Annotated in this window: 3 protein-coding genes and 1 pseudogene; all 4 read left to right on the forward strand. The window is 46.2% G+C overall.

Annotated elements, in window-relative coordinates; genetic code table 11:
* The first annotated feature begins 99 nt into the window (after positions 1-99).
* Complete coding sequence (locus IH879_18055) at positions 100-1,443, forward strand: endonuclease/exonuclease/phosphatase family protein (protein ID MCH7676828.1); 1,344 nt, start codon at positions 100-102, stop codon at positions 1,441-1,443.
* A 322-nt stretch (positions 1,444-1,765) separates the two neighbouring features.
* The gene (locus IH879_18060) at positions 1,766-4,381 is read left to right on the forward strand and encodes a T9SS type A sorting domain-containing protein (GenBank protein MCH7676829.1); all 2,616 of its coding nucleotides are present in this window, start codon (positions 1,766-1,768) and stop codon (positions 4,379-4,381) included.
* A gap of 219 nt (positions 4,382-4,600) precedes the next feature.
* Positions 4,601-5,152: pseudogene (locus IH879_18065) on the forward strand (transposase).
* Positions 5,153-5,244: 92 nt separating this feature from the next.
* On the forward strand, positions 5,245-6,051 hold an 807-nt coding region (locus IH879_18070), incomplete at its 3' end, for a hypothetical protein (protein ID MCH7676830.1).

The raw sequence follows: 6,051 nt of genomic DNA on the forward strand, positions 1-6,051 counted from the left end.
CATGGAATAGGGGCCGACCTGGAGTGGTGTTTTGGGTGTCGACAGGGGACTTATCACAGCTCAACAGGACCCATAACGATCAGACAAGCCGAGATTGTATTGAGGAGTGCTCCCACGGTTACGGCAAAAGACTTTGAGCTCGCACTTAGCCTCACCAGCGTTCCGATGACAGCGGGTACCCTGCAAACGCCGGATACCATCGCTTTAGTCTTAGAAACATCTGATAAACTGGATTTGCTTCCAAATCAACCTGGCGTCTATGCGATTGATACAAACTTCGTTGAACCGCCAAGTCTGATTCCATTAATGCGGCAGCAGGAACAACATATTAGAGTGTTGACCTACAATACACGGGGAGGGGGCCTTTTAGATTCAAACAGACAAGGACATTTTCAACGCATCATTCAGGCTCTTGACCCTGACATTTTGGCTTTTCAGGAACAGGCGGGCGGCGACCAGGTAAAATCCCTAATTGCATCCTGGTTACAGGAAACGAATCTGCATAGCGTCGAACTCGGCAACAACAATTTGGTGGTGTCAAAGTATCCGGTGCTAAATCAAGCCTTGATGACTACTTCAGGGCGAACTATGGCAACCTTGCTGCAAACTGAGTCCGCATTAGGAACAAATTTGTTGATAGTGAATTCACACCTGGCATGTTGCTCAAACAACGCGAGTCGTCAGCAAGACGCCGACGAGATTATCATGGTATTGAGGAACTGGCGTGCTGGCAACGGGCCCTTTACACTTCCTGACAATACACCGATTATTCATCTGGGAGATTTCAATTTGGTTGGCGCCTCGCGGCAACTCAGAACCCTCGCAGAGGGTGATATTGCAGATGAGTATAATTTCGGGAAGGATTTCTATCCCGATTGGGACAATACTGCGTTGGCTGACTTGTTCTCCAGACATACTGCGATTCGCATGGGCTACACGTGGAGAAATGACAACGAATCATTTAGCCCTGGCAAACTGGACTATATCCTCTTTACGGATAGCGTTATCGAACTTGGCAATCACTTTGTGCTAAATACTTTGGCTATGTCCAACAGTGAGCTTGATCTCTATGGACTGGTATCTGACGATACCAACATTGCCTCCGACCACTTGCCGCGAATAATGGACATATCTTCTGTGAATCCCGTATCGGTCCGGGAAACAGGCGCTGATGTCCCCCATAGATTTCAATTATTTCCAGCTTTTCCAAATCCATTCAATCCAACAACGAAGATTCAATATTCGCTTCCTTCAGCGACCCATGTGTCGCTGAAGGTTTATGACATGGTTGGGCGACAAGTCAAAGTATTGGTTAACGAATTTAAGACTTCTGGTAGTCACATAGTCGAGTTCGATGCCACAGGTTTGGCAAGCGGCGCTTATGCCTATAGACTTGAGGTCACGGGTTTTAGTAAAGTAGAAAAATTTATGCTGCTGAAATAAACGACAATGACTTTTTTGGATCCGGGGGATTTGTGGCAACGCATTAGATGCTCTCTTTGTTAACATAAATATTTTAAATAAGGGTATGAATAGCTAAGTCACTCTAAAGGAATATAATTTCTATAAAATTCCGAAAATCCGAAAAAAAACTCGCACGCAAATGAGATATTCGTGTTTTCAGCCATGAATCGCTTGACTTTTTAGATTTACTTTTCTATATTTAGACACACCTCACCTCCAAATAAACTTCTCCTCACACACATAAAATTCTCCTCACACACATCTTTGTTGTTAAATTCTCATAAATTTAGAGGAGGGTAAAATGTTTCAATTACAAAAGATTTTCCGGATTATTGCGTTTTCAAGCATCCTTTCGTTGCTATTTGGGATGACTGAAACCACAACTGCACAAATAATCATCAATGAAGTAGATGCAGACACGCCGGGCGTGGACAGCCTTGAGTTTGTTGAATTATATGACGGCGGAACCGGCAATACTGATTTATCCGGCCTGGTAATTGTCTTTTTCAACGGCAGTGATGATGCCTCCTACCAGGCCTTTGACCTGGATGGTTTTAGCACGGACGCCAATGGTTTCTTTTTATTGGGGAATAGCGCAGTAACTCCCACTCCGAGTATCATTTTCAATAATAATGGAATTCAAAACGGCGCCGATGCCATAGCACTTTACACCGGCGATGCAACCGATTTTCCGAACGACACACCTGTAACTACAAACAACCTCATCGATGCAATCGTTTATGATACCAACGACAATGATGATGCCGGTTTGTTACCGCTTCTGAACACAGGCCAGCCTCAGGTAAATGAAGACGGCGCCGGTGACAAAGATAATCATTCAAATCAGCGCATTCCCAACGGTTCAGGTGGAGCCCGCAATACCAACACTTATAGCCAATTCCCGCCGACGCCCGGTACCCCAAATGAAGGATCGGGGCAAGGCCAAAAGGTCGAACTTTTTGAAATTCAGGGAGCCGGTTTGGTTTCACCGCTCGAAAATGAAACCGTCGTAACGGACAGCAATGTCGTCACAGCGATGACGGCTGATGGTTTTTTTATGCAGACTCCAGAAAATCGAGCCGATAATGACCCAACGACCTCTGACGGAATCTTCGTTTTTACCAACCTGACGCCTGCGGTTGCAGTTGGAGATTTGGTAAACGTCACCGGGCGAGTCGTCGAATTTTCCGAGTTAACTGCAATTTCCGACACCCTGACAATAGAAATCGTATCATCGGGCAATCCTCTGCCGGCACCCATAGAATTTGACGCTGCAACCCCATCCCCAATCCAACCTCAGCCAGAAACCGAGCTTGAACGGTACGAGGGCATGCTGGTCAAAGTAATGAACGGCACAGTCACCGCACCCTCGAATTCGTTTGACGAAGCTAAAATTGTAGCCGGACCCAACCGAGCCTTCCGTGAGCCCGGGGTCGAGTTTCCGGGTTTACCCGGTTTAACTCCCTGGGATGGTAATCCTGAAATTTTTGAGCTCGATCCCGATGGAGCGGGTCTTCCTAACATTCAAATTCCAGGGGGAATTGAGATTGAGTCGGCAACAGGTCCGCTCTCCTTTAACTTTGGTGACTACCAACTCCTGCCCACTGAATTAAATTTAAATACTACCATCGCACCCCGGCCGGTTCGGGATAGAACGAATCTTGAAGAAACCATAGGGACTCAAAACCTTCTTCTCCTTTTTGACGACGTGGCTGATCCAAACAATCAACTTCCGACAGACCCAACGGAATATGCGAATCGATTAAACAAATTTTCATTGCAAATTCGTGAAGTGCTCAAAGCGCCGGATATTTTAGCTGTCCAGGAAGTTGAGAATCTGAATACACTTCAGGACCTTGCGGATAAAATTCAATCGGACGACCCGGCAGTGGTCTATACACCGTTTTTGGAGGAAGGAAATGATGAAAGCGGAATTAACGTTGGTTTCCTGGTTCGCAATTCCGTTCAAGTGAATTCCGTTACGCAAATCGGCAAAGACGCTACCTATGAATTTGAAGGGCAGACTTTAACCCTTCATGACCGGCCGCCACTGATTCTTGATGCAGTCATCGATACAGCGGGCACGGAAACTGTTCAAGTGATGGTCGTGCATAATCGATCTTTGTCTGGAATCGACGGGGACGATAGTACCCGGGTCCGCACTAAACGTTTTGAACAAGCATTGTGGATTTCTCAGCGAATTCAGGAAATGCAAACTGCCGATGCCAATATAAATTTAGTTGTGCTTGGTGACTTTAATGCCTTCCAATTTACAGACGGCTATGTAGATGTCCTGGGGCAAATTACCGGCAATCTCGACCCGGGAGGTGCTTTCATTCCCGGAACGGATGAAGTCAACCCGGATCTGCGGAACCAAATTCTTGACCTGCCGGAGGAAGAACGATACTCTTTTATTTTCAGAGGAAGTGCCCAGGTATTGGATCATGTGCTTACTTCGTCAGCCCTGGAAAATGCAGTGAGCGGCATTGAATTTGGACGGGGCAATGCCGATGCGCCGGCAAGTTTTGCGGACAGCGCAAATACGGCTCTTCGCTCATCAGATCATGACGGCCTGGTGCTTTTTTTAGATCTTGGTCCGGTTAACTCGGTAACCGAACCTTTCGGCGCCAGTTTGCCAAACGAATTTGCTTTGGCACAAAATTATCCCAACCCTTTTAATCCCGCCACTGTAATCACGTATGACCTTAAGAAGAGAGTCAGAGTTGGAATTTCAGTTTACAATTTACTAGGTCAAAAAATTGAGACTTTAGTCGACGCAATACAGGACAGGGGGATTTATTTGATCCGATGGCATGGAACCGATTCCAGCCAGAAAATTGTGCCTTCGGGTGTGTATATTCTACAAATGAGAGCAGGGGATTTTGCAGCAACCCGCAAGATGCTCTTTTTGAAATAAGGAAAATTTTCCGGTAGGTATTGCGAAACGCCTTGCAAACGTTACCCTTTTTGCTGCTCACTCCCAAAGCACTTTTTGGGTTGCAATTAAGTATTCGTGTGCCTATTTTTATAACTATCTCAATGACCCCGGTTAGCGCTTTTTTCAATAAACCCAGCCCGGTAGGTTGGGTTCGTCTTCCCGAACCCAACACGATGTCAAAATAAACCCAGCATACACATGTCGAATTATGTTCGGCTAAAATTACCAGGTGGGTGTTATTTTTTTACTCTGGTCACATTTGGCCGGCATAAATTTCTAACATCCGAACTGGCGCGCCCAATCCTACGGCGGGTTTGGAAAGAGGTCCAGCGGAAGCATCTATTTAACGTTGCAGCAATCTGTCTGCTTCCCGACCCCTTGCAGGCATTTGGAGTTTGCCGGAAGGTGATGATGATTATCCCAAACGATGGCGGTTAATCAAAGGGAAATTTTCCAGGCGTTACCTGATGGCCGGCGGAATTGCAGGAGAACGAAATCAAGCCCGGCGAAAAAAACGAGAAGCGGCGGTGTGGCAAAGGCGTTACTGGGAGCATACCATTCGGGATGACACCGACTTTGCCATGCATTTTGACTATATCCATTTCAATCCGGTAAAACATGGCCTCGTGACCAGGGCCACACGATTGGAAAGGGTCAAGCTTTCATCGTTATTTAAGATTAGGTTATTACCCGGAGGGCCGGGGCTCTGAACAGCCATTAATTTTTAATGAATGTACATTTGGAGAGTAAATTGTTGGGTTTTAAAAAATTAACCCAACCTACTAGACTATTATCATATCAATAAACCCAGTTAAGAGTAAATTTCTCAGAAATCTAAGCTAATGGACCAAACTGAAACCATCCCAAACTCAGAAGTGACTGTAGTGATAACAGTCCCATACGTTCCCGTCTTTTCCGATGCCAAGCGCACGAAAGAACGCGGCGAGTCAGCTATTAAAACTTTTTCAAACACTCTTCAGCAAGCACGCCTTAACGTGCCAGATGCAGAAATAATTGTCGTCCTCGAACAAAAAATAGAAAACCAAACAGCAACCAATGGGATCAAGAGTCTGGCTCTTTCGGAAAAGTGTCAGCTCCATCCATGCGATGAGTTCGAAACCGTCGGCCGGTGGTATCGTGGAATTCGGAAAGCGTTTGACCGTAATTCAAGTTGTTCTGCTGCATTAGTACTGCCCGGTGACATTGAGAAGATCGGCGATCGGCAGAAGTTTGCAAAAGGCCTTCGTAGTATGGTTGCTAACACTCACAAGACTACATTAACGGTGGGTGATTACACGTCGACCGATCAATTTAAAGAACAGTTTGATTCCTGCCTCACACACCCGCTGCTGGAAAGCACTTTTCCCCAAAGTTGGTCAGCCATCAAGATGGCAGGAGTCAACAAAGTACGCTCGGAATACTTCTGTATCGGGTCGGAGGTGTTCGGCACATTTTTGCAGGAGGGCTGGCGCTGGCTGCCATTCGATGTAACCATGTTATTGATGCTCTCGGTCGTCAACAACAGTCACCTCGAACTCAAAAGAGTAGACCTGGGAGAAATCTCTGATACGCCTACCCGAAATGTGGATGCAGCTATTCAGCAAATCGTGCGTTTTGCATTTCAACTGTGGTTCAATGGGCACGGCTCA

It is taken from the genome of candidate division KSB1 bacterium, assembly GCA_022562085.1.
Taxonomy (GTDB): domain Bacteria; phylum Zhuqueibacterota; class Zhuqueibacteria; order Oceanimicrobiales; family Oceanimicrobiaceae; genus Oceanimicrobium.